Below are 26,414 nucleotides of genomic sequence, written 5' to 3' on the forward strand. Positions count from 1 at the left end.
GCAGGACGACGAACACATACCCGGACCACATCACGTACCGGCGGAACGTTCGTCGTTTGAGGAGACGCCCCGGAGGGGCCCCGGACCCCACCCACAGCACATGGCGAACCCCGCGCCCCACGGGGGCACCCGCACAAACCCAGCCCGTCCGGCGCTTGAGGACGGAACCCCGCACCACGGAACCCCGCACCACGGAACCCCGCACCACGGAAACGGGCAACCAACACGCAGCCGCCCGCCCAAGGGCCCGTCAGCCGGTCATCTTCGTCTGGAACTCGTCGAGGATCTGGTCCGCCGCCGTGTAGCCGATGCCGGCGATCCACAGGCGGTCGTCGACCTTGAAGACCTTGCCGTTCTCGGAGGCGGTCAGCCCCTTCCACAGGCCGCTCTTCATCGTCTTCGTCGTCCCCGCCTTGTCCGGGTCGCCGTACGTGGACGTGAAGACGACGTCCGCGTCCGCGAGGTCGATCTTCTCGGGGGAGACGTCGTAGGAGAAGCCGTCCTTGGCCTTGTCGGTGATGGCGGGGCGGCCCGTGCCGAGGTCGGCGAGGATCGAGCCGATGTAGTTCTGCTTGCCGTAGATGCGGATGTCGGCGCCCTCGACGAAGCGGACGAAGTTGACGTCCGTGGCGGCCGCCTTCGCCTTGCCGCCGATGGCCTCGGTCACCTCGGCGACATGGGCGTCGTACGCGGCGACGATCTTCTTCGCCTCGTCCTGCTTGCCGAGCGCGTCGGCGTGGACCTGGAAGTTCTCCTTCCAGGCGGTGCCGGTGGACTCCGTCATCACGGTGGGGGCGATGGCGCTGAGCTGCTCGTAACGGTCGCCGTCGCGCACCTTGCTGGTGAGGATCAGGTCCGGCTTCAGGGAGGCGACCGTCTCCATGCTGGGGTTGGCGATCTCGCCGACCTCCGTGAGCTTCTTCGTCTTCTCCGCCGGCAGGTATGCGGGGAAGCCGTCCTCCGTCGCCGAGTGCGTCGCGCCGACGGGCTGCACGCCCAGGGTGAGGGCGGAGTCCAGCTCGCCGGTGTCGAGGACCACGACGCGCTTGGGCTCCACGGGGACCTTCACGTCGCCCATGGCCGTCCGGACGGTGTGGGTCGCGGCGGCGTCCGTCCTGGCGCTGTCGTCGGATTCCGAGTCGGACGAACCGCAGGCGGAGAGCGCGAGCGCGCCGGTCAGGGCGAGGGCGCCGAGGGCGATTCCGCGACGGCGGAGGGCGGTGGACATGGAGTGCCTTTCGTGGGTGGTGTGCGGGTTCAGGAGGACGGTGCGGGCTGCCAGGGCGCGCCCGGCACGACGAGCGGCGAGCCCGTCACCGGGTCCGGGACGATCACGGCTTCGAGGCCGAAGACCTCGCGTACGAGTCCGGCGGTGACGACGTCCTGCGGGTGGCCCTCGGCGACGATCCGGCCCGCCTTCATGGCGACCAGGTGGTCGGCGTAGCGGGCGGCCTGGTTGAGGTCGTGCAGCACCGTCACCACGGTCCGGCCGCGGGTGCCGTCCGCCGCCGGGGCGGCGAGCCGGCGCACCAGGTCGAGGACCTCCACTTGGTGGGCGATGTCGAGGTACGTGGTCGGCTCGTCGAGGAGCAGCAGGTCCGTGTCCTGGGCCAGTGCCATCGCGATCCAGACGCGCTGGCGCTGGCCGCCGGAGAGCTCGTCCACGGACCGGGTGCCGAGCGCGGTGATGTCGGTGCGTTCCATGGCTTCGGTCACCGCCCGCTCGTCCTCCTGGGACCACTGCTGCCACCAGTGCTGGTGGGGCTGGCGGCCGCGGGCGACGAGGTCGGAGACGGTGATCGCCTCGGGGGCCACGGGGGTCTGCGGGAGCAGTCCGATCGACTGGGCGATCTTCTTCGTGGGGATCTTCGAGAGCTCGGTGCCGTCCAGGAGCACCGCTCCGCCGCGCGGCTTGAGGAGCCGGCCGAGTGCGCGGAGCGTCGTCGACTTGCCGCAGGCGTTCGGTCCGACGATGACGGTCACCTTCCCGTCGGGGACGGCGAGGTCCAGCTCGTGGACGACGGTGCGGTCCTCGTAGGCGAGGGTCAGCTCGCGCACCGTCAGCCGGCTGGTCGCGGTGTCCTGGTGCCGGGTCGTGGTCATGCGTTGCCTCCCGTGCGGCCACCGTGACCGCGGATGATCAGCCAGATCAGGTACGGGGCGCCGACCGCCGCCGTGAGGACGCCCACCGGCAGTTCGGTGGGGGAGAAGAGCCTGCGGGCCAGCAGGTCCGCGAAGACGACGATCACCGCGCCGAGCAGCGCGGAGCAGAGCAGCGGGATCTGCGCGGTGCGGGTCATGCGGCGGGCGATCTGCGGGGCGAGCAGCGCGACGAAGTCGACGGGCCCGGCCGTGCCGGTGGCCACGGACGCCAGGATCACGCCGAGCGCGACGAGCCCCAGCCGTACCCGCCCCAGCCGGACCCCGAGTGCGGTCGCCGTGTCGTCGTCCATGGACACGGACCGCTGGGCGCGGGCGGCCCACAGGATCGCGGGCAGCAGGATCAGCAGGGTCCAGCCGATGGGCGCGGCCTCGTCGTAACCGCGGCCGTTGAGCGATCCGGTCATCCAGATCTGGGCCTGCTGGGCGACGAGGTAGTCGCCCTTGGTCAGGAACAGCGTGGTGACCGAGCGCAGCGCGATCGCGAAGCCGATGCCGATGAGGACGAAGCGGGTGGCGTGCAGCCCGCCGCGCCATGCGAAGGCGTAGACGAGGGCCGCGGCCGCGACCCCGCCGATCACCGACAGGTAGGGCAGGACGGTGTACGAGGTGATGCCGAACGTCATCGCGCCGACCGTGAGCGCGCTCGCGCCCTGGCTGATGCCGATGATGTCGGGGCTGGCGAGGGGGTTGCGGGCCACGGTCTGGATCAGCGCGCCGGCGATCCCGAACGCGAGGCCGACGAGGAGCCCGACGACCATGCGCGGCAGCCGCAGCGTGCCGACGACGAGTTCGTCGGCGGACGGCCGGCCCAGGATCACCTTCAGGACCTCGCCCGGTGCGACGAAGCTCTCGCCGACGCAGAGGTACGCGACGCAGACGACGGCCAGCAGCACGACGAGAACGGCGGCGGCTACCGTGGCCCGCCGGTGCAGCAGGAACCGTCCGCGTGCCCCGATCCGTACGAGGCTGTATCCGGCGGGCCGCACCGCGGCCGTGGGGGCGCTCATGCGGGCACCGCCTTCCGGCGTACCAGCGTGACCAGGAACGGCACCCCGATCAGGGCCGTCATGACCCCGGCGGGCACCTCGCTCGGCGGGAAGACGATCCGGCCGATGACATCGGAGACGAGCAGCATCACGGGTCCGATCAGGGCGGCCATCGGGAGGACCCAGCGGTGGTCGCTGCCGACGATCGCCCGGGCGATATGGGGTACGGCGAGACCGATGAACGCGATCGGACCGGCGGCGGCGACACCGGCTCCGGTGAGCACGGTGGCACCGATGCCGCCGACGATCCGTACGGTCGCGATCTTCTGCCCGAGGCCCTTCGCCATGTCCTCGCCGAGCGCGAGCGCGTCGAGGCCGCGGGCCACGCAGAGCACGAGCACCGTCCCGAGCAGCAGGAACGGCCAGATCTGCTGGGCCACCTCGGCCTCGCGGCCGGCGATCGAGCCGACCTGCCAGAAGCGGAACTCGTCCAGCGCGGACGCCTTCGTGGTCAGCACGGCCATGGTCACGGACACCAGCAGCGCGTTGATCGCGGCGCCGCCGAGCGCGAGTTTCACCGGAGTGGCGCCCCCGCGCCCGCTGGACGCGATGGCGTACACGGCGACGGAGGCGATGGCCGCCCCGGCGAAGGCGAACCAGACGTACCCGGTGAGTGTGTGGATGCCCGCGTACGCGATGGCCAGCACCACACCGACCGAGGCGCCCTGGCTGATGCCGAGGATGCCGGGGTCGGCGATGGGGTTACGGGTGATGCCCTGGAGCACCGTGCCGGCGAGTGCGAGCGAGGCGCCGACCATCAGGCCGATCAGGGTGCGGGGCACCCGCATGTTCCGGATGACCTCGGCGGCGTCGGAGTGCCCGCCGTGGAGCAGGGCGTCGATCACCTCGGACGGGGGTATGGAGCGCGCCCCGACGGCGAGGCTGAGCACTATGGAGATCAGCAGCGCCACGACGGCCGCCGCCGTCGCGAGAGCGCGTCTGGAACGGCGTGGTGCGGCGGCTGACATCGGACCCCATAGACAGGCGTGACAAGCAAGACAAAGTGAAGCGAAGTAAGGCTTGGCTAAGTCTATGGGGCGCCTGTGCGTGGCTGTCCGGCGGTGTACCGGGGTGGGTACGGGGTCGGCACAATGGGCGGCATGGCTTCCCACGCGCTGACGGTCGGCTTCGACCTGGACATGACGCTCATCGACTCCCGGCCCGGCATCGCGGCCGCCTTCGTGGCCCTCTCCGCCGAGACGGGGGTGGCCATCGAGACGGATCTGGTGGTGAGCCGGCTGGGCCCGCCGCTGGAGCAGGAGATCGCGCACTGGTTCCCGGCCGCCGAGGTGGCCGCGGTCGCCGACCGCTACCGCGAGATCTATCCCGCCTACGCGATCGGCCCCTCGCTCGCGATGCCCGGAGCGCGGGAGTCGGTCGAGGCGATACGCGCGCTGGGCGGCCGGACGATGGTCGTCACCGCCAAGTACGAACCGAACGCGAAGCTGCACCTGGCCCACCTGGGCATCCAGCCCGACGTGATCGTGGGCGGCCTGTGGGCCGAGGCGAAGGCGGAGGCGCTGCGGGAGCACGGGGCGTCGGTGTACGTAGGCGACCACACCGGCGACGTACGCGGCGCGCAGGCCGCGGACGCCTTCTCGGTGGGCGTGACGACGGGCCCGTGCGACGCGGCGGAGCTCCGCGCGGCGGGCGCGGACGTCGTCCTCACGTCGCTGACGGAGTTCCCGGCGTGGCTGGCGGCGTACACGACGTCACAGGGCTGACCCGCCGGGGCCGCCGGCGGCGACTGCCGGTGACGCGACCTCGCCGATGGCCCGTTTGAAGTCGGGGCACTCGACGACCGGCTCGTGGTCGCAGACTGCCGCGTGGCGAAGGCTGTCACGCAGACGTGTGAGGCGGCCGAGCTGTTCGTCGAGGTCGCGGGCCCGGGCGGCCATGCGCGTACGCAGGTCCGGATCCGACGGCTGTGCCACCAGGAACCGTCCGATCTCGGCGACCGAGAGCCCCGCGGCGCGCGCGCACGTGATCAGGGCCAGACGGGCCAGCACATCCGGGTGATACGTACGCCGCAGGCCGTTGCGGCCCGCGGGGGCGATCAGGCCCTTCTTCTCGTAGAACCTCAGCGCCGACGGCGCCAGTCCGGAGCACTGTGCGACGTCGGCGATGTCCAGCAACTGTTCGGCCACGAAAGCCCCCTTGACTTGAATCGCGGTTCAAGTCGCAGCCTAGTCGGCATGAAGATTCATCACCTGAACTGCGGCTCCGTCCGGACGATCGAGCCCACCTACGCCGGCCCGCGGCCCGCTCCCGCGGTGAACCACTGTCTGCTGATCGAGACCCCCGCCGACGGCCTGGCCCTGGTCGAGACCGGACTGGGGCTTGGTGACGTCCGGGACCCGGCAGGCACGCTCGGTACGGAGTGGGTCGAGATGGCCGGTCCCGTGCTGGACGAGGAGGAGACGGCCCTGCGGCAGGTCGCCCGGCTGGGATACGCGCCCTCCGACGTGCGCCACATCCTCCTCACGCACCTGGACGTGGACCACAGCGGCGGCCTGCCCGACTTTCCCGATGCCCAGGTCCACGTACTCGCGTCCGAACTCGACGCGGCACGCTCCGAGGCGCCCAGCTTCCGCTACCGGCCCGCCCACTGGTCGCACGAGCCCCACTGGATCACCTACGGCACCGAGCCCGATGAGCAGTGGTTCGGGTTCACCGCGCTGCGGCCGAAGGGACTGGGGCCGGAGATCAGGCTCGTCCCGCTCGGCGGTCACACCGCCGGCCACACGGGGATCGCCGTACAGGACGGCGACCGGTGGCTTCTCCACTGCGGCGACGCCTACTACTACCACCGCGAGGTCGGCCCGCTGAAGGAAACCCATCCGCTGCTCGACTTCGTCCAGACCACCTCACAGGTTCACCGTGAGCTGCGCCTGGGAACCCGGGCCCGGCTCCGCGAACTGCTCCGCGACCACGGGGACGAGGTCGAGATCTTCTCCGCGCACGACCCGTGGGAACTGGCCCGCTACACGGGCGGCACGGGGGAGGGGACGGCGGGTTGAGACGCGGGCCCCTACCGCTGCGCCGACCCCGCCCGCGCCGACCGGACCACGCCGGCCGCGGCGATCAGGAAGCCGACGCCCATCAACATGCACAGGGACCAGAAGACGGACGGAAGGGGATCGGTGCCGAGGAAGAGCGGCGCCATCGTGGCGAGGGTCGACAGGGCGCCGAGGAGGAAGACGATCGCGCCGATGCGGACCAGTCGGTCGCCTGCGCCGGAAGGGGGAGTACTCACCCCGCCAGGGTAGTTCCTGGCGGGCGGCGGGCTGCTCCCGGGCAGGGCAGGCGCCGTTTCCGGACAGAGTCCGGATGACCAGGCTTGACGAGGGGTACTTCACCTGTGGAGGCTTCTGCCAGCAGGGGAAGCGCGACCACAGGACGACCTGACCTGCTGAGGCTTTGTTCCGGCATACGGGTTGAGATGGGGTGCGTGCTTTGCCGACTGGCAAGGTCAAGTGGTTCAACAGTGAGAAGGGCTTCGGCTTCCTCTCCCGCGACGACGGCAGCGACGTCTTCGTGCACTCGTCCGTGCTTCCCGACGGAGTCGACGCGCTCAAGCCCGGTCAGCGCGTCGAGTTCGGCGTGGTCGCCGGACAACGCGGTGACCAGGCACTTTCCGTGGCGATCCTCGACCCCACCCCGTCCGTCGCGGCAGCGCAGCGCCGCAAGCCGGACGAACTCGCCTCGATCGTCCAGGATCTGACGACCGTGCTGGAGAACATCACGCCGATGCTGGAGCGCGGCCGCTACCCCGACAAGGCGGCCGGCGCCAAGATCGCCGGTCTGCTGCGTGCGGTCGCGGACCAGCTCGACGTCTGAGTGCCGGCGCGAAGGGTGCGGGCGGCCTGCTACCGGGTCGAACTGGTCGAGAGGCTCGACTGTCCCAACCTGAAGCCGGAGGCCGACGCGGTCTGTTCCGCACGGGCCCGGCCGTGGGACACGGAGCCCCGGGGCGCGGAGCCGCGGGGCGCTCAGACGAAAGACAGGGCGTCCGGGCCGAGTGGCGGAACCAGCCCCTCGGCCGCGGCGCGTGTCAGCAGGCCGCGGATCGCCGCGTAGCCGTTCTCGCCGAGGTCGGCGGTGAACTCGTTCACGTACAGACCGATGTGCTGGTCGGCGACGGACGGGTCCATCTCCTGTGCGTGCTCCAGTACGTACGGGCGCGAGGTCTCCGGGTCGTCCCATGCCATCCGGACCGATGTGCGCACCGACTCGGCGAGGAGCTTCAGCGTGTCCGCGCCCAGTGACCGCTTGGCGATGATCGCGCCGAGCGGGATCGGCAGCCCGGTCGTGTCCTCCCAGTGGCGTCCCATGTCGGCCAGGTTGTGCAGGCCGTAGTTCTGGTACGTGAAGCGCGCCTCGTGGATGACGAGACCGGCGTCGACCTTCCCGTCGCGCACCGCCGGCATGATCTCGTCGAACGGCATGACGACGATCTCGCCGACCCCGCCCGGGACGACCTCGGCCGCCCAGAGGCGGAACAGCAGGTAGGCGGTGGAGCGCTCGCTCGGCACGGCGACGGTCCTGCCCGTCAGGTCCGTGCCCGGCTCCTTCGTGAGGACGAGCGGCCCGCAGCCCCGTCCCAGCGCGCCGCCGCACGGCAGCAGCGCGTACTCGTCGAGGACCCAGGGCAGCACCGCGTACGACACCTTGAGCACGTCCAGTTCGCCGCGCTCGGCCATGCCGTTCGTGATGTCGATGTCCGCGAAGGTGACATCGAGGGCGGGCGCGTCGGGGACCCGGCCGTGGGCCCAGGCATCGAAGACGAACGTGTCGTTCGGGCACGGCGAGAAGGCGATCCGCAGCGGGTCAGGAGTTGTGTCGGTCATGGTGCGTCCAGCCTTCCAGTACGGGTTCGAGCATGCCGAACGCCTCGGTGAGCGCGGCCAGCGCCTCGCCGATGCGCCAGGCGTCGCGGTCGCGCGGGCCGACGGCGTTCGACACGGCCCTGATCTCCAGGACGGGCACACCGGTCAGGGCGGCCGCCTCCGCCACCCCGAAGCCCTCCATGGCCTCGGCGACGGCGCCGGGGTGCGCGGCGAGGAGGGCGGCGGCGCGGTCCGCGCCGCCGGTCACGGTGGAGACGGTGAGGATGTCACCGGTCACCGCACGGGTCGCGGCGACCACCGCCTTCACCAACGAGCGGGGCGGGAAGTGCCAGACCCGGCCGAAGCCGAGTCCGGTGACGGGCACGAAGCCCGCGGGGGTCTCCGCGCCCAGGTCCGCCGCGCCGATGCGGCCGGCCACGACGAGGGAGCCGACCGGGGCCACCGGGGCGAAGCCGCCGCCGATGCCCGCCGAGATCACCAGGTCGTAGCGGTCCGAGGCCAGGGCGAACGCGGCCGAGGCCGCCGCGGCGGCCGGTCCCACGCCGCCCGCGAGGACGTCGTAGGGGCCCGCGCGGTGGATCTCCGCGCCGGGCACCGTATGGACGGCGACCTCGCCGCCGGCCCCGGACGCACGCGTGACCGCGTCCCGTTCAACCGGGACAGCGGTCACGACGAGCACACGCACGGGGGAGTCCTCCGAGGTCAGGAGGGGGTCAGTCGGTCTTCTTGAACTGGAAGTGCCAGATGCCGGTCAGCTGCTTGCCCTTGGTCTCCACGATGCTGATCTGCGTGGAGTTCGTGGTCTCGCCGGTCTGGCTGGCGAAGAAGGCGCTGCCCGGGATGGTCCGGTAGGTCTTCTTGTTCGGCTCCTGCTCGGCCTGCTGGCCGTTGATGAAGATGGTCCAGCCGTTGTCCGCGATCTCGGGGTCGACACCGAAGTGGACCTTGTCGTCCATCGCGACCTTGACGGTCTTCTCCGCCTTCTTGTTGAGGCAGCCCTGGATCTCGGACTCCTTCAGGGCCTTGCCGTCGTTGTAGCAGGACGCCTCGGAGCTCACCGAGTTGTCGCCGACCGTCACGGTGGCGAGCGGCGTCGGCTTGTCGCAGGCGGAGAGGACAAGGAGTCCCGCGGACACGGCACCAAGAGCGACGCCGATTCGACGGCCCTTACCGGAGAAGAACGCAACGGTCATGGGCCGAAGGCTATCGGTCGCTCCGGCTCACGCCACGCGGGGGTGCGGCGAGCCGCGCCGCGCGGCGCCCAGCAGACCCCGTACGGACGTGGCGGCACCGAGCGCGAGGATGCAGGCGGCGACCGACATGCCCAGTACTCCGTTGAGGGGGAGGGCGATCCCGATCGCCCCGCCGGCCACCCAGGCCATCTGGAGCAGCGTCTCCGAGCGGGCGAACGCGGACGTCCGCACTTCCTCCGGCACGTCGCGCTGGATCATCGCGTCCAGCGACAGCTTCGACAGGGCCTGCGTGAAGCCCGCCATGGCCGCGAGCGCGGCGACCATGACCGTGCTGAAGAAGACGGCGGCCAGCACGGCGACGCCCAGGGCCAGGCCCAGGACCGAGGCGATGATGATCTCGGGGCCGCGGGCCCTGAGCCAGGATCCGACGGCGGTGCCCAGCGCATTGCCCACCCCGGCCGCCACACCGACGATGCCGAGCGAGATCGCGGCGCTCTGCCCGGCCAGCGGGTGCTCGCGCAGCAGGAACGCCAGGAAGAAGATCAGGAAGCCGGAGAGCGCCCGGTGCGAGGCGTTGGCCTGGAGCCCGTGCAGGACGGACGGGCCGACGGAGCGCAGTCCGGGCCGCCGCTCGCCGTTCTTCTCCTTCTTCTCCCTGGACCTGGCCGGTCTGCTCCCGGTCCTGGGCGCGTCGGGCTTCCGCGGCGGCTCCGGCCGGACGGTGCCCTCGCCGTGCGGCGGCACCAGGTGCGCCTTCCGCTCACCCTTCGACGAGTCCACCTTGGGTGGCAGCGTGAAGGCGAGGACGGCGCCGCCGACGAAGATCGCGCACGCGCCGTACAGCGGCCACGGCGGCCCGATGGTCTGCAGCCCCGCCCCGATGGGCGCGGCGACACCGGTCGCCAGGAGACCGGCGAGGGTGACCCGTGAATTCGCCTTCACCAGCGAGAAGCGGGGTGGCAGCAGACGCGGCACGACGGCGCTGCGCACCACTCCGTACGCCTTCGAGCAGACCAGTACGCCCAGGGCGGCCGGATAGAGCTCCAGGCCGCCCGTGGCGACCGCGCCCGACATGGTGAGCGCCAGCAGCGCCCGCGCCAGCATGGAGCCCGCCATGGCGGCGCGGCGGCCGTGCGGCAGGCGGTCCAGGAGCGGGCCGATGACCGGGGCCAGGAGGATGAACGGTGCCATGGTGACGGCGAGGTAGAGCGCGACCCGGCCGCGGGCCTGGTCCGTCGGTACGGAGAAGAACACGGTCGACGCGAGCGCGACGGTGATCATCACGTCGCCCGCACCGTTCACCGCGTGCAGCTCGATCAGCTTGCCCAGACCGGACTCGCCGGCTCCGTGGGCGTGTGTCGCCTTCCGGATGCCTCTGGCGGTTCCGGTGAACGGGGTGTGGAGGGCATGACCGATCGACCGGCCCGTTCTGCGGAGCGGGCCGGATTCGTCGTGCGACCTGGCAGAAGCCACTTGGCCATAGTGCCCCAGTACCCGGCATCACGAACCGAGATCGGAGTGGGGCGCGTGGCATACCGCCCCGTCGGGTCAGTGATCGGGCAGGTCGCAGGGGGTGTGGGGGGTCCGATCGGGATGGCCGGAGTGTGCTCTTCACATGGGACACGGCGTCGGATACGGCGTCGTTTGGGACGGGCAGGTGGGCGGGGAGCGGCGGAGAGGGTAGCGTGCGTAGCGCGCCACCGGCGGTTGTTCTTGGCCGCGCGCCTCTCGGCGATCCCGCAGAATGGATTGAAGAAGGTGCGCCCGAGGCAGGCACAACGGGTGTGGACGTCGACGCGGCCCCCAGGTCCGCTCCGCCCACAACCGTATGGCCGAAATCGATGGATGTGCTGGCGCGCTCGTGAGACTGGCGTAGGAGAGAAGCGAGACCTGTGAGTGCTGCGACGACGCGAAGCCGTACGGCCCGTACCCCCGTTCCCGACCGTCTGTGCGCCGAGGCGGTAGACCTCGCCCGCGCGGCGGCCGAGGAAGCGGCCGCGCCAGGGGTGGTGGGTGAACATGTGGCCGTGGTCCCCGAGGGGGACCGGGTCGTCACTCACTACTTCGAGTGCAAGGACCCGGCCTACCGGGGCTGGCGCTGGGCGGTGACGGTCGCCAGGGCCTCCCGCGCGAAGAACGTCACGCTGGACGAGACCGTCCTGCTGCCGGGCACCGACGCGCTGCTCGCGCCGGAGTGGGTGCCGTGGAGCGAGCGGCTGCGGCCGGGCGACATGGGGCCGGGCGATCTGCTGCCCACCGAGGCGGACGACCTGCGCCTGGAGCCGGGCTACACCGGCGAGGACGAGCTGCCGCCGAACTCCGCGGTCGCCGCGGTCTCGGGTGAGCTGGCCGATCTCGTCGAGTCCGAGGACGCGGAGCTGACGACGCGCCCGGAGCCGCCGCGCCGCGGTTCGATCGCGGCGGTCGCGGACGAGCTGGGCATGAGGCGTGCGCGGGTGCTGTCCCGGTACGGGCTCCATGCGGCGGCCGACCGCTGGGACGAGGAGTTCGGCGCGAAGACGCCCATGGCGCAGGCGGCCCCGGCCACCTGTGTGTCGTGCGCCTTCCTGGTGCCGCTCACGGGTTCGCTGAAGCAGGCCTTCGGGGTGTGCGCGAACGAGTTCGGTCCGGCGGACGGGCACGTGGTGTCCCTGTCGTACGGGTGCGGTGGGCATTCGGAGGCCGCGGTGATGCCGAAGCCGCCGAAGCCGGCGCCGCATGCGCTGGACACGATGCAGGTGGACGAGTACCCGCTGCGTCCGGCGCGTGATTCCGGCTCCGTGCCGGTGGAGACGGACGGTCCGTCGGAGGACCTCGGCCACTCCTGAGGCGGTGGCCGCGGGGTTCCCTGCGGGGTGCGGGGTGCGGGGTGCGGGCTGCTCCGGCGGGCCGGTTCCGTCCTCAATCGCCGGACGGGCTGGATTCTGTGCGGGCTGTCCGGCTCATCGGTTCCGTCCTCAATCGCCGGACGGGCTTGAGCGGGCGCCGGACGGGCTTGAGCGGGCGCCGGGCGGGCCGTGGGCGCGCGTCGGGTGGGGCGTGGTTTCTTCGGGGCGGGTGGATTTCGCGGACCGGGCAGCATCTCCAGCCCGTCCGGCGATTGAGGACGTAACCGGGACCGTGGTGGGCGGTGCGGCTGCAGGTGGCCGGGGAGATGGTGCCTTCCAGCCCGTCCGGCGCTTGAGGACAAGGCCGCACCCGCGAGGACCCGGTAGCTTCGGGGCGCACACTTGGCGGCACAGGCGTCACCGGCAGAGGGAGTCACAGCGTGAGCATCATTGCGACCGAGGGGGCCGACCCATTCGGAACCGCGCGGCTGCGACGCGGCGTGCTCGACGCCTGGGGTGCGGGTCCCGCCCGCTTCCGTGAGGACGCCAACGCCGAGGAGGACCTCGCGCTCGGCGGCTACCGCGACCGCCTCGTCGTCGAGCTGGCCCAGAACGCCGCCGACGCCGCAGCCCGCGCCGGGGTGCCCGGCCGGCTCCGGCTGACCCTGCACCCGGGCACCGCGACCGCCCCGGCGGTCCTCGCCGCCGCGAACACCGGCGCACCCCTGGACGCCACCGGCGTGGAGTCGCTGTCCACCCTGCGGGCCTCCGCCAAGCGCGAGGGCCACGCGGGGGCCGTCGGGCGGTTCGGCGTCGGGTTCGCCGCCGTGCTCGCGGTGAGCGACGAGCCGGCCGTCGTCGGCCGGCACGGCGGCGTGCGCTGGTCCCTCGCCGAGGCCCGCGACCTCGCCCGCCAGGCGGCCGTGGGCAGCCCCGGCCTCGGCGACGAACTCCGCCGCCGCGACGGACACGTACCGCTGCTGCGCCTCCCGCTGCCCGCCGAGGGCTCCGCCCCCGACGGCTACGACACCGTCGTCGTCCTGCCGCTGCGCGACGGCGTCGCCGAGGACCTCGTCGGCCGGCTGCTCGACGCCGTCGACGACGCCCTGCTCCTCACGCTGGCAGGCCTCGACGAGATCGTCGTCGAAACCCCGGACACCGTACGGACGTTGCACCGCTCGCAGCACGGTCCGTACACGTACATCGAGGACTCCGCGCACGGCACGAACCGCTGGCGCACCGTCACCCACCACGGCCCCGTCGAGCCCGCGCTGCTCGCCGACCGGCCGCTGGAGGAACGGCTGCGCCCGCACTGGTCGGTGACCTGGGCCGTCCCCGTGGACGCGGAGGGCGCCCCGCTCAGCCCCCGTACCGCCCCCGTCGTGCACGCGCCGACGCCCACCGACGAACCGCTCGGCTTTCCCGCGCTGCTCATCGCCTCGCTGCCGCTGGACACCACCCGCCGGCACCCCGCTCCCGGCCCGCTCACCGACTTCCTGGTGCAGCGCGCGGGCGATGCGTACGCGGAACTGCTCGCCGACTGGCAGCCGGTGTCCGTCGCCACCATCGGCCTGGTGCCCGACCGGCTCGGCAAGGGCGAACTGGACGGTGCGCTGCGGGGCGCCGTGCTGGAGCGGCTGCCGCGCGTCGCGTTCCTGGAACCGGCCGCCCCCCGCGACCCCGCCGCCGAACCCGACCGCTGGGACGACTGGGACGTGGGGACGGCGAGCGCCCGCACCGCCACCACCGCGCTGCGGCCCATCGAGGCCGAGGTGCTGGAGGGCGTCGGCGCCGAGACGGTCGCCGTACTGGCCGAGGTGCTGCCGTGCCTGCTTCCCGCGGGACTTGAGCGCCGCAGCGAGCTTCGGACGCTCGGGGTGGCCCGCGTCCCGCTGACCGAGGCGATCGACCGGCTCGCGGGCCTGGAGCGCGACCCCGGCTGGTGGCGACGGCTGTACGACAGCCTGGCCGGAGTCGAACCGGACCGGCTGTCCGGACTTCCGGTGCCGCTCGCCGGGACGGTGTCCCAGGGCGCGGACCCCGAGGCCCCGGCCGTTCCGCGCACGACGATCGGACCCCGGCAGATTCTGCTCCCGCTGCCCGACGCGCTGACCGGCCCGGTCCTGGACCGGCTCGGCCGGCTCGGGCTGAAGGTCGCCCACCCGGACGCCGCGCACCCGCTCCTGGAGAAGCTGGGCGCCCTGCCCGCCACCCCGCGCGCCGTGCTGACGACCCCGCAGGTGCGGGCCGCCGTCGCCGGTTCGCTGGACGCGGGCGAGATCTGGGACGAGGACGCGCTGGACGGCGACGAGCTCGTGGAGACCGTCCTCACCCTGGTCCGGGACGCCGGTCTGGAACCCGGCGACGAGCCCTGGCTCGGGGCGCTCGCCCTGCCCGACGAGGAGGGCGAGCTCGCGCCGGCCGGTGAGCTGGTGCTGCCCGGCAGTCCGTTCGCCGCCGTCATGCGCGAGGGCGAACTGGCCTTCTGCGACGCGGACCTGGCCGACCGCTGGGGCGAGCAGCCGCTCACCGCCTGCGGGGTGCTCGCCACGTTCGCGCTCGTCCGGGCCACCGACGTGGTCCTGGACCCGGACGAACTGGAGCCCCGCGACAGCGACTTCGCCGAGCCCGACGACGCCGGGCTGCTCGACGCCGTCGACGTGTGGTGCGAGGACATCCTCGACCAGCTCCCGGACACTCCCGTGCCGCCGGTCGCCACCGAGATCGTCGCCGTCCGCGATCTCGACCTCGTCGACGACGACGCCTGGCCCCAGGCGCTCGCCCTCCTCGCCCGGCCGCCGCTGCGTGACGCGCTGACCCAGCCGGTGCGCGTACTGCTCCCGGACGGCACGACGCAGTCCGTACGCCCGTACACCGCGTGGTGGCTCCGCGACCACCCGGTCCTGGACGGCCGTCGCCCGGCCGGTCTGCGCGCCCACGGGGGCGATCCCCGGCTGGCGGGCCTGTACGACTCCGCCGACGCGACCGGCTTCGACGACGCCCAGGTGCTGCGCGCCCTCGGCGTGCGGACCTCGGTCGCAGCCCTGCTGGACGAGCCCGGCGGTGCGGCGGAACTCCTCGGCCGGCTCGCGGACGAGGACCGCCCGGTCGGCCCCGTACAACTGCACTCCCTGTACACGGCGCTCGCCGACCTCGACCCGGAGCAGGTCACGCTGCCGGACGAGCTGCGGGCCGTCGTCGACGGCGAGGTGCGGGTCGTCGACGCGGCGGACGCGGTGATCGCGGACGCCCCGGACCTGCTGCCGCTGGCCGAGGGCGTGGCACTCCTGCCCGTCGCCCCGGCGAGCGCGGCGGAGCTGGCCGAACTGTTCCAGGTGCGGCGGCTCGGTGAGAGCGTCGAGGCGGAGGTGACGTCCGAGGGCGAGGAGCACCAGGTCCCGGACCCGGTACGCATCCTGCTCGGCCCCGGCACCCCGGACACGTATGTCGAGCACGGCGAACTGCGGGCGGGCGGCGTCGAGCTGGACTGGCGCCGCACCCCGGACGGTGTGGTGCACGCCTCGACCCTGGAGGGCGTCGCGGCGGGCCTGGCCTGGGCGGCGGGCCAGTGGCCCCGCCGCTTCGAGGTCGCGGCCCTGCTGGAGGACCCGTCGCGTACGGAGGAACTGGCCCGGGACCGCTGGTTCGACTGACAGCCGGGACGGCGGCGGGCGGATCGCGGGGAGAACAAGCCAATCTCTTTTCCATAGTCCGCACAACCGTTCACGTCTGGCGACGGTCTTGTGTGCGGAGCCATCAGGCTCTACAGACACATGGAGTCCGCGAGCGGGCAATCACCCGCGGACTCCATCTCCACTTGGGGAACGCATATGCGCATTCGTGCCACCGTTGCCGCTGTCAGCGGTGCCTTGGCCCTTTCCGCCCTCGCTCTCCCGACGGCCGCCCAGGCCGACGGCGCGCAGGGCTCGACCGGGAGCGTCGCCGACGTCGCGCGCGCGGCTCAGTCCGCCCCCGCGACGGACTCCGCCGCGAAGTTCGGCGCCCGCTCGGTCTCGCCCGCCTCGGAACCGGGCGAGCTCGACCTCACCTTCTCCAAGGTCGTCGTCAACGGCGGCAAGCCGATCGTGGTGGGCACCACGCTGACGAAGACCGTGACGACCACGTTCACCCTGACGCACGCCGCCGACGTGGACATCTTCGCCCCGGACTTCGTGGTCGACGTCTCGCTCTACCGCGGTTCGTTCGACACCCCGACGAACGAGCTGTACGGCGACGAGCCGCCCGTGTGCAAGGCCGCGTCCGCCACGGTCGCCACCTGCAAGGGCCAGATCTCCGTCTGGCCCCGGATCGACCTGCTCGGTAACAGCGACGCGACGAAGTGGGCGGCGGGCGGTTTCGCCGTCGCCTACAACGGCGAGGACCCGGCCGACCCCGACCCCGACCTGACCAAGATCGGCTTTGCCCTGCAGGAGAAGGTGGGGTCCTCCAGCCTCCAGCGCGCCTCGAAGGTGACGGTCAACGCCGCCCCCGAGCCGGTGAAGAAGGGCAAGACCATCACGGTCACCGGCAAGCTGTCGCGGGCCAACTGGGAGGACTACCAGTACCACGGCTACACCGCCCAGCCGGTCAAGCTGCAGTTCCTCAAGAAGGGCAGCAAGACCTGGTCGACGGTGAAGACCGCCACGACGAGCAGCCTCGGCACCCTGAAGGCCACGGTGACGGCCTCGGTCGACGGTTACTGGCGCTACAGCTTCGCCGGTACGGCCTCCACCCCGGCCACCAGCTCCACGGGCGACTTCGTCGACGTGAAGTAGGCAAGAAACCTTCGGCGCGGGGTGGTCAGCGGCTTCGGCCCGTGCTGACCGCCCCGCATCGGGGATCTTCACAGAATCTCCGGATCCCGTACAACCGTTCGTACCGATCAGCTGTCTGGTGTGTTGAGTCAACGGACTCCATCGACAGATCGGCCCCATCGGTGCGTTTGCTGACCGGGGCCCTTTCCCACGGGGAAACACATATGCGCATGCGTACCTCTGTGACCGTCGCCGTCGGCGTTCTGGCCCTCACGGCCCTGGCCGTGCCGGCCGCCCAGGCCAACGGCCACTACGGCGACACCGCCATCACCAAGGTGACGGTCAACGGCGGCAAGAACGTGGTGGTCGGCACCAGCCTCGTCAAGAAGTTCACCGTCTCGGTGACCGCCAAGGACAACTCCGGCATCAAGGGCATGGAGATAGACCTGGTGGGTCCCTCGTTCGGTTCCTTCTCGGCCGACAGCACCCGCTGCTCCGGGAACACCTGCACCGCGTCGTTCGCCATCGACCCCAAGGTCGACCTGCCGTACTCCAACGACATCGCCGGTACCTGGTACGTCGACGCGTGGGTCGACGCCAAGGACGGCGACTTCGTCTGGGCGGAGAAGTCCGGCACCTTCAAGTTCCAGCGGGCGGCTTCGCAGACCGTCAACGCCGCCCCCGAGCCGGTGAAGAAGGGCAAGGCCATCACCGTCACCGGCAAGCTGGCGCGCGCCAACTGGGACGACTTCAAGTACCACGGCTACACCAACCAGCCGGTCAAGCTGCAGTTCCTCAAGAAGGGCAGCAAGACCTACACCACGGTGAAGACCCTCAAGACGAACAGCACCGGCACCCTGAAGACCACGGTCACGGCCTCGGTCGACGGCTACTGGCGCTACAGCTTCGCCGGCACGGCCTCCACCCCGGCCGTCAACTCCACGGGCGACTTCGTCGACGTGCAGTAGTCCCGGAGCCCGGGCCGTCGCGTCCCCGCTACACCGGGAAGCGGCGGCCCACCAGGCGCCAGGCGTACTCCAGGGCGACGGATGCCACCACGGCGATGCCCACCGCCGTCCACGGCATCGTCGTCCCGACCAGCTTCAGGGCGAAGAAGTCCTGGAGCCACGGCACCACGAGCACGATCAGGAACGCCAGCCCCATCGCCGCCACCAGGCAGATCCGCCACCAGGTGTACGGGCGGGCGATGATGGCCAGGACCCACATCGAGACGAGGAACAGCGTGAGCGTGGCCGCGCTCGTCTCCGCGTCCAGCGCGTCCGTACCGGAGTAGTGGCTCCGAGCGATCAGGTACATCGTGAAGGTGGCGACCGCCGCGATGGTGCCCGACGGGATCGCGTACCGCATGACGCGGCGCACGAAGTGCGGATGGGCCCTCTCCTTGTTGGGGGCCAGGGCCAGGAAGAACGCCGGGATGCCGATCGTCAGCGTCGACAGCAGTGTCAGATGGCGGGGCAGGAACGGGTACTCGACCTGGAAGCAGACGACCAGGACGGCCAGCAGCACCGAGTAGACGGTCTTCGTCAGGAACAGGGTGGCGACCCGGGTGATGTTGCCGATGACGCGGCGGCCCTCGGCGACGACGGACGGCAGGGTCGCGAAGCTGTTGTTCAGCAGCACGATCTGGGCGACGGCCCGGGTCGCCTCCGAGCCGGAACCCATCGAGACGCCGATGTCGGCGTCCTTGAGGGCGAGGACGTCGTTGACGCCGTCGCCCGTCATCGCGACGGTGTGGCCGCGGGACTGGAGGGCGGCGACCATCTCCCGCTTCTGCTGCGGGGTGACGCGGCCGAAGACCGTGTTCTCCTCCATGGCGGTGGCCATGGCGTCCGGGTCCGTGGGCAGTTTGCGCGCGTCCATCGTGTGCTCGGCGCCCGGCAGCCCGAGCTTCGCGGCGACGGCACCGACTGAAACGGCGTTGTCCCCGGAGATGACCTTCGTGGCGACGCGCTGGTCGGCGAAGTAGGCGAGGGTCTCCCCGGCGTCGGGCCGCAGCCGCTGCTCCAGGACGATCAGCGCGCTCGGTACGGCTCCGGCGGCGATGTCCGGGGCGTCGAGCTCGCCCCGCACCCGGGCCAGCAGCAGGACCCGCAGGCCCTGCTCGTTGAGCAGTTCGATCTCGGTGAGCGTCGGGTCGCCCTCGGGCAGCAGCACGTCGGGGGCGCCGAGCAGCCAGGACGACTCACCCCCCTGTCCCTCGTCGAACGCGGCGCCGCTGTACTTGCGGGCCGAGGAGAACGGCAGGGCCTGGGTGACGGGCCACGCCTGCCCGTCGGGGGACGGGTAGGCGTCGATGATGGCCTGGAGGCTGGCGTTGGGCCGCGGGTCGGAGGCGCCGAGGGCGCCCAGGACGCGGTGCAGGTACGCCTCGTCCGACCCGTTCAGCGCGCGGACCTCGGTGACGTCCATGCCGCCCTCGGTGAGGGTGCCGGTCTTGTCCAGGCAGACGACGTCGACCCGGGCCAGACCCTCGATGGCGGGAAGCTCCTGGACGAGGCACTGCTTGCGCCCCAGTCGTACGACACCGATCGCGAAGGCGACCGAGGTGAGCAGGACCAGGCCCTCCGGGATCATCGGGACGATGCCGCCGACGGTCCGGGCGACCGAGTCCTTGAAGTTGTTGTCCTTGACGACGAGCTGGCTGATGATCAGGCCGATCGCGGTCGGGATCATCATCCAGGTGACGTACTTGAGGATGGTCGAGATGCCGCTGCGCAGCTCGGACTGGACGAGCGTGAAGCGGGAGGCCTCCTCGGCGAGCTGCGCGGCGTAGGCCTCGCGGCCGACCTTGGTGGCGGCGAAGGCTCCGCCGCCGGCGACGACGAAGCTGCCGGACATGACGGGGTCGCCGGCCCGTTTCAGTACCGGGTCGGCCTCGCCGGTGAGCAGTGACTCGTCGATCTCCAGGCTGTCGGCCTCGGCGACGGTGCCGTCCACGACGACCTTGTCGCCGGGACCGAGCTCGACGACGTCGCCGAGGACGATCTCGGAGGTGGAGATCTCGGCCGCCACGCCGTCGCGGCGCACCGTGGGTTTCGCCTCGCCGATGACCGCGAGGCTGTCCAGGGTCTTCTTGGCCCGCCACTCCTGCACGATGCCGATGCCGGTGTTGGCGATGATCACGAAGCCGAAGAGGCTGTCCTGGATCGGCGCGACGAACAGCATGATCAGCCAGAGCACGCCGATGATCAGGTTGAACCGGGTGAAGACGTTGGCGCGGACGATCTCGGTCACGGACCGGGAGGAGCGCACCGGTACGTCGTTGACCTCGCCTCGGGCGATCCGTTCGGCGACCTCGGCCGCGCTGAGCCCGCGCGCGGCCGATGCCGGCGCGGGCAGGTCCACCGGGTGGACCGGGTCGAGTTCGGAACCGGCGTCGATCTTCACCGGCCGGCCGGTGCCGGAAGGCATGGGAGAACTGTTCGGCTCATCCCCTGAGGGGTCGAGTGCCCGCTGAGTCATGGTTCAGACGTTACGGGCGGAACATCACGTCCACCCGACGGGGGTCCGGAAGATCAGACCGGGGGAGGAGACGAATGGTCCTGTGGTGGTACGTGTCCCGTGGAGCGGCGCGCTCAGGCGGTGGCGCCCGGGGTGTCCGTGGAGTCGTCGCCCGCCGCGGCGGCCCGCTTGAGTGCCGCGTCGCGGCCCCGCACGTACCAGATGCCGATCAGCCCGAGCCCGGCGCCGGCCAGGCAGGTCCAGACCCACCACAGGTTTCCGTGGTCGTCGAACCAGCCGTAGAAGGGGATCTGGACCAGGAAGAGGACGAACCAGAGGATCGTGCCGCCGGTGATGGTCGCGACGACCGGCCCCTCCAGGGGCTCGGGTGCCTCGTGTTTCGGTGTCCACTTCGCCATGCGTTCAGTGTATGCGGCGCGTGTGCAAAGGCTGCCTGGCCAGTCGGCGCAAGGGTCTACGCGCGGAGATAGCGATCTTTGCCTTATGTATTCATACTGAATCTGCTTGCGACTGTCTCGATTTATTCGTGTGAAAGTCCAAAGCTGACCGAATTTACCCCCCTCTACGCACGACTGAGGTCATACATGTCCCCCTCGGCCACCGCTCCGGTCGACTCCACACCGCCTCCGTCATCCCCGTCCACCGGCGGTCTGGACGGTTTCTTCAAGATCTCCGAGCGGGGGTCGTCCATCGGGCGCGAGATCCGCGGCGGATTCGCGACCTTCTTCGCGATGGCGTACATCATCGTGCTGAACCCGATCATCCTGGGCAGCGCGAAGGACATGTACGGTCACCAGCTCGACAGTGGCCAGCTGGTCACCGCGACGGTGCTGACCGCGGCGTTCTCCACCCTGCTCATGGGCGTCATCGGCAACGTGCCGATCGCGCTTGCCGCGGGCCTCGGCGTCAACACCGTCGTCGCCCTCCAGCTCGCCCCCCGGATGAGCTGGCCCGACGCGATGGGCATGGTCGTCCTCGCGGGCATCGTGGTCATGCTGCTGGTCGCGACCGGGCTGCGGGAACGCGTGATGAACGCCGTACCGACCTCGCTCCGCAAGGGCATCGCGATCGGCATCGGTCTGTTCATCCTGCTGATCGGCCTGGTCGACTCGGGCTTCGTCTCCCGCATCCCGGACCTCGCGCACACCACCGTGCCGCTCCAGCTGGGCAACGACGGCCACCTCAACGGCTGGCCGGTTCTCGTCTTCGTGCTCGGCGCGCTGCTCACCCTCGCGCTGATCGTCCGCAAGGTGCCGGGCGCGATCCTGATCTCCATCGTGGCGATGACGGTCGTCGCGCTGATCATCGACGCGGTCGCCGACCTGCCGGGCGAGGCCTGGGGCCTGACCGTGCCCCAGTGGCCGGGCAACCCGGTCGCCTCGCCCGACTTCGGGCTGATCGGTGAGGTCAGCCTGTTCGGCGGCTTCGACAAGGTCGGTGTCCTCACCGGCGTCCTGTTCGTCTTCACCGTGCTGCTGTCCTGCTTCTTCGACGCGATGGGCACCATCCTCGGCGTCGGCGACGAGGCCAAGCTGACCGACAAGGACGGCAACTTCCCCGGCATCAACAAGGTGCTGTTCGTCGACGGCATCTCGGTCGCCGCGGGCGGTGCGAGCTCCGCCTCGGCGGGCACCTGCTTCGTGGAGTCCACGGCGGGCGTCGGAGAGGGGGCCCGCACCGGCTTCGCGAGCATCGTGACGGGTCTGCTGTTCACGGCGGCGCTGTTCCTGACGCCGCTGGCGACCATGGTTCCCTCGCAGGCGGCCACTCCGGCGCTGCTGGCGGTCGGCTTCCTGATCATCGCGGGCTCGGTACGGGACATCGACTGGAGCGACTACACGCTCGCGATCCCGGCGTTCCTCGCCATGGTGATGATGCCGTTCACCTACTCGATCACCAACGGGATCGGGATCGGCTTCATCACGTTCTGTGTGCTGCGGCTGGCCGCCGGTCGCGGTCGCGAGGTGCCGGTGGCCATGTACGTGGTGTCGGCGGTCTTCGTCTTCTACTACGCGATGCCGGCGCTCGGCCTCACGTGATCCCGGGAAGGGCGCGGATGCGGGAGCGGGCTCACGGCCCGGGAGGTCTCCGTCAGGTGACCTCCTCGGCCGCGACCCCCTCCGCCCCGTAGAACTTCTCCGTCTCGTCGACGGCCGCCTGGAAGCGCTCGTCGAAATCGTCGCGAATGAGCGTCCGGACCACATAGTCCTGGACGCTCATTCCGCGTTTTGCGGCGTGCTGCTTGAGCCGGTCGAGCAGCTCACCGTCTATCCGCAGGCTGAGCACTGTCGATCCCATAGCGAGCAGGGTTACGTCCCACGGGCCCGACGCGCGTGACTTTCCGGAATCGACTCACTCGTTTGGGTGATCGATTGGTGATCTGGCCCTCGCGCGTGTACCACCGAGTGGTCTTTAGGGTAGGTAATGAGTTACGCTAACAAACATGCCTGACCTGATCCACGACAGCGACAGTGCCGCCGCCGTGAGCTCCCTTCGTTCCGCCGTCATGCTGCTCGGCCGGCGCCTCAAGCACCAGCGCGTCGACGAGTCGCTGAGCCCCACAGAGATGTCGGTGCTCGGCACACTCGCGCGTTGCGGATCGGCCACCCCCGGTGAGCTGGCCCGCAAGGAGCATGTGCAGCCGCCGTCGATGACCCGCATCGTCGCGCTGCTGGAAGCCAAGGGACTGGTCAGACTGGAACCGCACCCCGATGACCGTCGTCAGAAGATGGTCAGCCAGACCGAGCAGGCGGAGGCCATGCTCGCCGAGAGCCGCGACAAGCGGAACGCCTGGCTGACCACCCTTGCCGAAGGCCTGGACGAGGACGAGTGGGAGACGCTGCGCAACGCGGCGCCCGTGCTGGAGAAGCTCGCCCACCTGTAGCGGAGCGGGCCGCGCCGGACCATCACCGGCGCACCGCCCCCACCGCCGCATCCCCGTCAGTCAGCGCAATGTCCACGCCCGAGGAGATGAACCCTTTTGAGTACGGGATCCGGAGCAGACTCCGCCCCCGCACCGACTTCCACCCACGAGAGCAAGCCCGGCGGGACCTTCTCGTCGCTGAAGATCCGTAACTACCGCCTGTTCGCAACCGGCGCCGTGATCTCCAACACCGGTACCTGGATGTCCCGCATCACGCAGGACTGGCTCGTCCTGAGCCTCACCGGGTCCGCTGCCGCCGTCGGTATCACCACGGCACTCCAGTTCCTCCCGATGCTGCTCTTCGGCCTGTACGGCGGGGTCATCGCCGACCGTCTCCCGAAGCGCAAGCTCCTTCTCTTCAGCCAGGCGGCACTCGGCCTGTGCGGGATCGCCCTCGCCGTTCTCACGCTCTCGGGCGTGGTCCAGGTGTGGCACGTCTACCTGATCGCGTTCCTGCTCGGCATGGTCACGGTCGTGGACAACCCGGCCCGCCAGGCGTTCGTCTCCGAGATGGTCGGCCCCGCCCAGCTGCGGAACGCGGTCAGCCTGAACTCGGCGAACTTCCAGTCCGCCCGGCTCATCGGTCCCGCCGTCGCGGGTGTGCTGATCACCTCGGTCGGCAGCGGCTGGGCCTTCATGCTCAACGGACTGTCGTTCCTCGCGCCGCTCGTCGGCCTGCTGATGATGCGTACGAGCGAGCTGCACAAGGCCGTCGTCGTGCCGCGCGCCAAGGGGCAGCTCCGCGAGGGGCTGCGCTACGTCTCCGGGCGCCCCGAGCTGATCTGGCCGATCGTCCTCGTCGGCTTCGTCGGCACGTTCGGCTTCAACTTCCCGATCTGGCTGACGGCCTTCGCGGACGAGATCTTCCACGGCGGCGCCGGGATGTACTCGTTCTTCAACATCCTCATGGCGGCCGGCTCCCTCGTCGGGGCGCTGCTCGCCGCCCGCCGCCGCTCCTCGCGGCTGCGGATGCTGGTGGCCGCCGGTACGGTGTTCGGCGCGCTGGAGATCATCGCGTCGATGGCACCGTCCGTCTGGATCTTCGCGATCCTGCTCGTCCCGATCGGCATGATCGGCCTGACGACCAACATCAGCGCGAACACCAGCGTGCAGATGGCCTCCGACCCGGCCATGCGCGGCCGGGTGATGAGCCTCTACATGATGGTCTTCGCCGGGGGTACGCCGGTGGGCGCCCCGATCGTCGGCTGGATCAGCGACGTGTACGGCGTCCGGACCGGCATGGCGGTCGGCGGAGCGTTCTCCCTGGCGGCCGCGCTCGGCGTCGGCTTCATGCTGGCCCGCGTCGGCGGCCTGCGCCTCAAGGTCGACCTGCGCCCGGGCCGCCCGCACGTGCGGTTCGTCCCGCGCGAGCAGCTGGCGACGGCGGCCTGAGAGCCGCCGAAACGGATGCGACACGGCCCCGCCCGGGGAATCGGGCGGGGCCGTACGCGTGGGGCGGGGGAGTCTGGTCGCGCGGGGGCCGCCGGTCTCCGGCGTGAGGCCGGCGACGGTCGCGGCGAGGCCGGCCGGTGCCGAGGACGAAGCTCCCGCACGGGCGCGGGCAGCCGCGCAGGGCGACGACGCGCACGGAGACCGGGACGCCCGGGGGCTGCCAGACTCGCCGTATGAGACTCTTCGCCGCCGTCCTGCCACCGGCCCCCGCCGTCGAGGAGCTGCGCCGGGCCGTGGTTCCGCTGCGCTCGCTGCCCGGCGCCGACACGCTGCGCTGGACCGGGGCCCCGGGCTGGCACTACACGCTGGCCTTCCTCGGGGACGTCGACGAGGAGCTGCTGCCGGACCTGTACAGCCGGATGGAGCGGGCCGCGCACCGGACCGAGGCGTTTCGGATGCGCGTACACGGCAGCGGCCGGTTCGACGGACGGGCGCTGTGGGCGGGGGCCGCGGGCGCGCTGGACACGCTGCGGCTGCTGGCCGAGCGCGCCCACGCCGCCGCCCGCCGGGCCGGGGTGCCGATGGAGGAGCACCGCCGCTACACCCCGCACCTCACGCTCGCCCGCAGCCGGGTCCCGGCGGACCTGACCCCGTTCACCGCGGCCCTGGAGGGCTTCGAGGGCCTGCACTGGGAGGCCGGTGAGCTCAGCCTCGTACACAGCAGTCTGCCGGTGGACGGGGTGCCGGGGGAGCAGCCCCGGTACGAGGTGGTGCGGGCCTGGGGCCTGGGGCGCTGAGCGGGGCGGTTACGCTCGTCGGGTGGACCCGAAGACCAGAAACCGCATCATGGCGGCCGTGCTCGTGCTGATGTTCGTCGTCGTCGCCCTGGCGGCCGCGGTCGGCTGATGACAGCCTCCGTCAGCTGAACCCCCGCGCCGTCTCCTCCGCGAACGCCTCGGGGTTGTCGAGCATGATGTTGTGCCCGCACTCCGGGACCGCGACCACGCGCACCCCGCCCGCCCGGAGGGTTTCCTCGCCGGGCAGCGGACCGTTGCCCTCCGGCCGTAGGAAGGTGCGCGGAATCGGCATGTCCAGCAGGAGCGCGCGCATCGTCGGCGCCGTCCCGCGCGCCAGGTGGACCGCGCTGCGGTGCAGTGCCACGGGCCCGGCGAGCCGCATGGTCGACCACCAGTGCGCGTCCACCCGCTCGCGCACCTCGTCCCGGCCGTGGGCCAGGAACTCCTTCTCCGTGTACGCGGCGATGCCGCTGCTGCCGGCCGGTGGCACCGGCGACGGGACGACCGGGTCGAGATTGGCGTCCACCAGCACCAGCCCTGCCACCAGGTGTGGATGGCGGGCCGCGAGGACGATCGCCACCGCGCCGCCCATGCTGTGCGCGACGACCTCCGCGTCCCGGACCCCGGCCGTCTCCAGCGCGGCCGCGACGGCGTCCGCGTGGTCCTCCAGGGTGTAGCCGAAGTCCTCCGGCCGGTCGCTGATGCCGAAGCCGAGCAGGTCCATCAGCAGGGCGCGGCCGCCGGCGAGCAGCGGGTGGGTGGCGCTCGCCGTGAAGTAGGGGCCGCTGGAGGCGCCGAGTCCGTGCAGATAGAGCCGGGGCGGAGCGGCGGCGTCGTGGCCCGCGATCTCCACCCACCGGATGCGCGCGCCGCCGGCCGTCACCTGTGCGTCCTGCATGTCTCCTCCTCGGATCCCGGTGCCCTCTCAAACATCGGTGAGACTATACATCGGCATCGATGTATAACGTCATGGGGGAAGATACGG

25 protein-coding genes are annotated in these 26,414 nt (G+C 71.3%); 11 read left to right on the forward strand and 14 right to left on the reverse strand.

Annotated elements, in window-relative coordinates; translation table 11 throughout:
• Positions 1-250: 250 nt before the first annotated feature.
• The 4 genes from ABT025_RS21570 to ABT025_RS21585 are packed head-to-tail and all read right to left on the reverse strand — an operon-like array spanning position 251 to position 4,177.
• Positions 251-1,228 (reverse strand): ABC transporter substrate-binding protein, encoded by a 978-nt coding sequence (locus tag ABT025_RS21570; protein ID WP_350996717.1) that lies wholly within the window; start codon positions 1,226-1,228, stop codon positions 251-253.
• Between the two features lie 29 nt (positions 1,229-1,257).
• Positions 1,258-2,103, reverse strand: coding sequence for an ABC transporter ATP-binding protein (locus ABT025_RS21575; protein WP_350996723.1), 846 nt, complete (start codon positions 2,101-2,103; stop codon positions 1,258-1,260).
• Positions 2,100-3,170, reverse strand: a complete 1,071-nt coding sequence (locus tag ABT025_RS21580) for a FecCD family ABC transporter permease (protein ID WP_350996726.1) — start codon at positions 3,168-3,170, stop codon at positions 2,100-2,102. The genes ABT025_RS21575 and ABT025_RS21580 overlap by 4 nt, the downstream gene beginning before the upstream one ends.
• The gene (locus ABT025_RS21585) at positions 3,167-4,177 is read right to left on the reverse strand and encodes a FecCD family ABC transporter permease (RefSeq protein ID WP_350996729.1); all 1,011 of its coding nucleotides are present in this window, start codon (positions 4,175-4,177) and stop codon (positions 3,167-3,169) included. The genes ABT025_RS21580 and ABT025_RS21585 overlap by 4 nt, the downstream gene beginning before the upstream one ends.
• Before the next feature lie 123 nt (positions 4,178-4,300).
• Here ABT025_RS21585 and ABT025_RS21590 point away from each other — a divergent pair, with 123 nt between their 5' ends.
• On the forward strand, positions 4,301-4,933 hold the full coding sequence (locus ABT025_RS21590; RefSeq protein ID WP_350996731.1) for an HAD family hydrolase: 633 nt from the start codon (positions 4,301-4,303) through the stop codon (positions 4,931-4,933).
• On the opposite strand, the gene ABT025_RS21595 is transcribed toward ABT025_RS21590, so the two are convergent.
• A complete protein-coding gene (locus tag ABT025_RS21595) occupies positions 4,922-5,356 on the reverse strand; it encodes a MerR family transcriptional regulator (protein ID WP_350996733.1) in 435 nt (144 codons plus the stop codon). The two genes, ABT025_RS21590 and ABT025_RS21595, sit on opposite strands and share 12 nt — an antisense overlap.
• Positions 5,357-5,404: 48 nt before the next feature.
• On the opposite strand from ABT025_RS21595, the gene ABT025_RS21600 reads away from it, so the two are divergent.
• Complete coding sequence (locus tag ABT025_RS21600; RefSeq protein WP_350996736.1) at positions 5,405-6,229, forward strand: MBL fold metallo-hydrolase; 825 nt, start codon at positions 5,405-5,407, stop codon at positions 6,227-6,229.
• 11 nt (positions 6,230-6,240) lie between these two features.
• Here the strand turns inward: ABT025_RS21600 and ABT025_RS21605 are convergent, their stop codons facing one another.
• Positions 6,241-6,465, reverse strand: coding sequence for a hypothetical protein (locus ABT025_RS21605; protein WP_148019348.1), 225 nt, complete (start codon positions 6,463-6,465; stop codon positions 6,241-6,243).
• Positions 6,466-6,665: 200 nt separating this feature from the next.
• On the opposite strand from ABT025_RS21605, the gene ABT025_RS21610 reads away from it, so the two are divergent.
• On the forward strand, positions 6,666-7,049 hold the full coding sequence (locus ABT025_RS21610) for a cold-shock protein (protein WP_285574602.1): 384 nt from the start codon (positions 6,666-6,668) through the stop codon (positions 7,047-7,049).
• A gap of 152 nt (positions 7,050-7,201) precedes the next feature.
• On the opposite strand, the gene ABT025_RS21615 is transcribed toward ABT025_RS21610, so the two are convergent.
• The 4 genes from ABT025_RS21615 to ABT025_RS21630 are packed head-to-tail and all read right to left on the reverse strand — an operon-like array spanning position 7,202 to position 10,725.
• The gene (locus tag ABT025_RS21615; RefSeq protein WP_350996741.1) at positions 7,202-8,059 is read right to left on the reverse strand and encodes a 1,4-dihydroxy-6-naphtoate synthase; all 858 of its coding nucleotides are present in this window, start codon (positions 8,057-8,059) and stop codon (positions 7,202-7,204) included.
• Positions 8,040-8,744 carry a futalosine hydrolase gene (locus ABT025_RS21620; RefSeq protein ID WP_350996743.1) on the reverse strand — a complete coding sequence of 235 codons (705 nt, stop codon included), beginning with the start codon at positions 8,742-8,744 and terminating at the stop codon, positions 8,040-8,042. The genes ABT025_RS21615 and ABT025_RS21620 overlap by 20 nt, the downstream gene beginning before the upstream one ends.
• Positions 8,745-8,772: 28 nt before the next feature.
• On the reverse strand, positions 8,773-9,252 hold the full coding sequence (locus tag ABT025_RS21625; protein ID WP_350996746.1) for a DUF2771 domain-containing protein: 480 nt from the start codon (positions 9,250-9,252) through the stop codon (positions 8,773-8,775).
• Between the two features lie 27 nt (positions 9,253-9,279).
• Positions 9,280-10,725 (reverse strand): MFS transporter, encoded by a 1,446-nt coding sequence (locus ABT025_RS21630; protein ID WP_350996752.1) that lies wholly within the window; start codon positions 10,723-10,725, stop codon positions 9,280-9,282.
• A gap of 419 nt (positions 10,726-11,144) precedes the next feature.
• Here ABT025_RS21630 and ABT025_RS21635 point away from each other — a divergent pair, with 419 nt between their 5' ends.
• From ABT025_RS21635 to ABT025_RS21650, 4 genes are all read left to right on the forward strand, one after another.
• On the forward strand, positions 11,145-12,080 hold the full coding sequence (locus ABT025_RS21635) for a DUF3027 domain-containing protein (RefSeq protein ID WP_350996755.1): 936 nt from the start codon (positions 11,145-11,147) through the stop codon (positions 12,078-12,080).
• A gap of 440 nt (positions 12,081-12,520) precedes the next feature.
• Positions 12,521-15,733 (forward strand): sacsin N-terminal ATP-binding-like domain-containing protein, encoded by a 3,213-nt coding sequence (locus ABT025_RS21640; RefSeq protein ID WP_350996758.1) that lies wholly within the window; start codon positions 12,521-12,523, stop codon positions 15,731-15,733.
• Between the two features lie 177 nt (positions 15,734-15,910).
• Positions 15,911-16,855 (forward strand): hypothetical protein, encoded by a 945-nt coding sequence (locus tag ABT025_RS21645; RefSeq protein ID WP_350996761.1) that lies wholly within the window; start codon positions 15,911-15,913, stop codon positions 16,853-16,855.
• 203 nt (positions 16,856-17,058) lie between these two features.
• Positions 17,059-17,802 carry a calcium-binding protein gene (locus ABT025_RS21650; protein ID WP_350996763.1) on the forward strand — a complete coding sequence of 248 codons (744 nt, stop codon included), beginning with the start codon at positions 17,059-17,061 and terminating at the stop codon, positions 17,800-17,802.
• Positions 17,803-17,830: 28 nt separating this feature from the next.
• Here ABT025_RS21650 and ABT025_RS21655 read toward each other — a convergent pair whose 3' ends face one another.
• Together ABT025_RS21655 and ABT025_RS21660 are read right to left on the reverse strand one after the other, a co-directional pair.
• Positions 17,831-20,317, reverse strand: coding sequence for an HAD-IC family P-type ATPase (locus ABT025_RS21655; RefSeq protein ID WP_350996765.1), 2,487 nt, complete (start codon positions 20,315-20,317; stop codon positions 17,831-17,833).
• Between the two features lie 113 nt (positions 20,318-20,430).
• Complete coding sequence (locus tag ABT025_RS21660; RefSeq protein ID WP_350996768.1) at positions 20,431-20,715, reverse strand: DUF2530 domain-containing protein; 285 nt, start codon at positions 20,713-20,715, stop codon at positions 20,431-20,433.
• Positions 20,716-20,901: 186 nt separating this feature from the next.
• On the opposite strand from ABT025_RS21660, the gene ABT025_RS21665 reads away from it, so the two are divergent.
• Positions 20,902-22,356: an NCS2 family permease gene (locus ABT025_RS21665; RefSeq protein WP_350996771.1), complete on the forward strand. Its 1,455-nt coding sequence runs from the start codon at positions 20,902-20,904 to the stop codon at positions 22,354-22,356.
• Between the two features lie 52 nt (positions 22,357-22,408).
• On the opposite strand, the gene ABT025_RS21670 is transcribed toward ABT025_RS21665, so the two are convergent.
• Positions 22,409-22,615: a ribbon-helix-helix protein, CopG family gene (locus tag ABT025_RS21670; RefSeq protein WP_326737854.1), complete on the reverse strand. Its 207-nt coding sequence runs from the start codon at positions 22,613-22,615 to the stop codon at positions 22,409-22,411.
• Positions 22,616-22,760: 145 nt separating this feature from the next.
• On the opposite strand from ABT025_RS21670, the gene ABT025_RS21675 reads away from it, so the two are divergent.
• The 3 genes from ABT025_RS21675 (at position 22,761) to thpR (ending at position 25,429) form a co-directional block, all read left to right on the forward strand.
• Positions 22,761-23,201 (forward strand): MarR family winged helix-turn-helix transcriptional regulator, encoded by a 441-nt coding sequence (locus ABT025_RS21675; protein ID WP_350996774.1) that lies wholly within the window; start codon positions 22,761-22,763, stop codon positions 23,199-23,201.
• Between the two features lie 96 nt (positions 23,202-23,297).
• Complete coding sequence (locus ABT025_RS21680) at positions 23,298-24,632, forward strand: MFS transporter (protein ID WP_350996777.1); 1,335 nt, start codon at positions 23,298-23,300, stop codon at positions 24,630-24,632.
• Positions 24,633-24,865: 233 nt separating this feature from the next.
• The gene (gene thpR / locus ABT025_RS21685; RefSeq protein WP_350996779.1) at positions 24,866-25,429 is read left to right on the forward strand and encodes an RNA 2',3'-cyclic phosphodiesterase; all 564 of its coding nucleotides are present in this window, start codon (positions 24,866-24,868) and stop codon (positions 25,427-25,429) included.
• A gap of 121 nt (positions 25,430-25,550) precedes the next feature.
• On the opposite strand, the gene ABT025_RS21690 is transcribed toward thpR, so the two are convergent.
• Positions 25,551-26,327 carry an alpha/beta fold hydrolase gene (locus ABT025_RS21690; RefSeq protein WP_350996782.1) on the reverse strand — a complete coding sequence of 259 codons (777 nt, stop codon included), beginning with the start codon at positions 26,325-26,327 and terminating at the stop codon, positions 25,551-25,553.
• Positions 26,328-26,414 lie beyond the last annotated feature (87 nt).

The organism is Streptomyces sp. NPDC002809, assembly GCF_040295435.1.
Taxonomy (GTDB): domain Bacteria; phylum Actinomycetota; class Actinomycetes; order Streptomycetales; family Streptomycetaceae; genus Streptomyces.

Coding starts and splice junctions, on each gene's coding strand:
- ABT025_RS21570 (WP_350996717.1), bottom strand. CDS start 1,228: ATGTCCACCGCCCTCCGCCGTCGCGGAATCGCCCTCGGCGCCCTCGCC.
- ABT025_RS21575 (WP_350996723.1), bottom strand. CDS start 2,103: ATGACCACGACCCGGCACCAGGACACCGCGACCAGCCGGCTGACGGTG.
- ABT025_RS21580 (WP_350996726.1), bottom strand. CDS start 3,170: ATGAGCGCCCCCACGGCCGCGGTGCGGCCCGCCGGATACAGCCTCGTA.
- ABT025_RS21585 (WP_350996729.1), bottom strand. CDS start 4,177: ATGTCAGCCGCCGCACCACGCCGTTCCAGACGCGCTCTCGCGACGGCG.
- ABT025_RS21590 (WP_350996731.1), top strand. CDS start 4,301: ATGGGCGGCATGGCTTCCCACGCGCTGACGGTCGGCTTCGACCTGGAC.
- ABT025_RS21600 (WP_350996736.1), top strand. CDS start 5,405: ATGAAGATTCATCACCTGAACTGCGGCTCCGTCCGGACGATCGAGCCC.
- ABT025_RS21615 (WP_350996741.1), bottom strand. CDS start 8,059: ATGACCGACACAACTCCTGACCCGCTGCGGATCGCCTTCTCGCCGTGC.
- ABT025_RS21625 (WP_350996746.1), bottom strand. CDS start 9,252: ATGACCGTTGCGTTCTTCTCCGGTAAGGGCCGTCGAATCGGCGTCGCT.
- ABT025_RS21645 (WP_350996761.1), top strand. CDS start 15,911: ATGCGCATTCGTGCCACCGTTGCCGCTGTCAGCGGTGCCTTGGCCCTT.
- ABT025_RS21650 (WP_350996763.1), top strand. CDS start 17,059: ATGCGCATGCGTACCTCTGTGACCGTCGCCGTCGGCGTTCTGGCCCTC.
- ABT025_RS21655 (WP_350996765.1), bottom strand. CDS start 20,317: ATGACTCAGCGGGCACTCGACCCCTCAGGGGATGAGCCGAACAGTTCT.
- ABT025_RS21660 (WP_350996768.1), bottom strand. CDS start 20,715: ATGGCGAAGTGGACACCGAAACACGAGGCACCCGAGCCCCTGGAGGGG.
- ABT025_RS21665 (WP_350996771.1), top strand. CDS start 20,902: ATGTCCCCCTCGGCCACCGCTCCGGTCGACTCCACACCGCCTCCGTCA.
- ABT025_RS21670 (WP_326737854.1), bottom strand. CDS start 22,615: ATGGGATCGACAGTGCTCAGCCTGCGGATAGACGGTGAGCTGCTCGAC.
- ABT025_RS21675 (WP_350996774.1), top strand. CDS start 22,761: ATGCCTGACCTGATCCACGACAGCGACAGTGCCGCCGCCGTGAGCTCC.
- thpR (WP_350996779.1), top strand. CDS start 24,866: ATGAGACTCTTCGCCGCCGTCCTGCCACCGGCCCCCGCCGTCGAGGAG.
- ABT025_RS21690 (WP_350996782.1), bottom strand. CDS start 26,327: ATGCAGGACGCACAGGTGACGGCCGGCGGCGCGCGCATCCGGTGGGTG.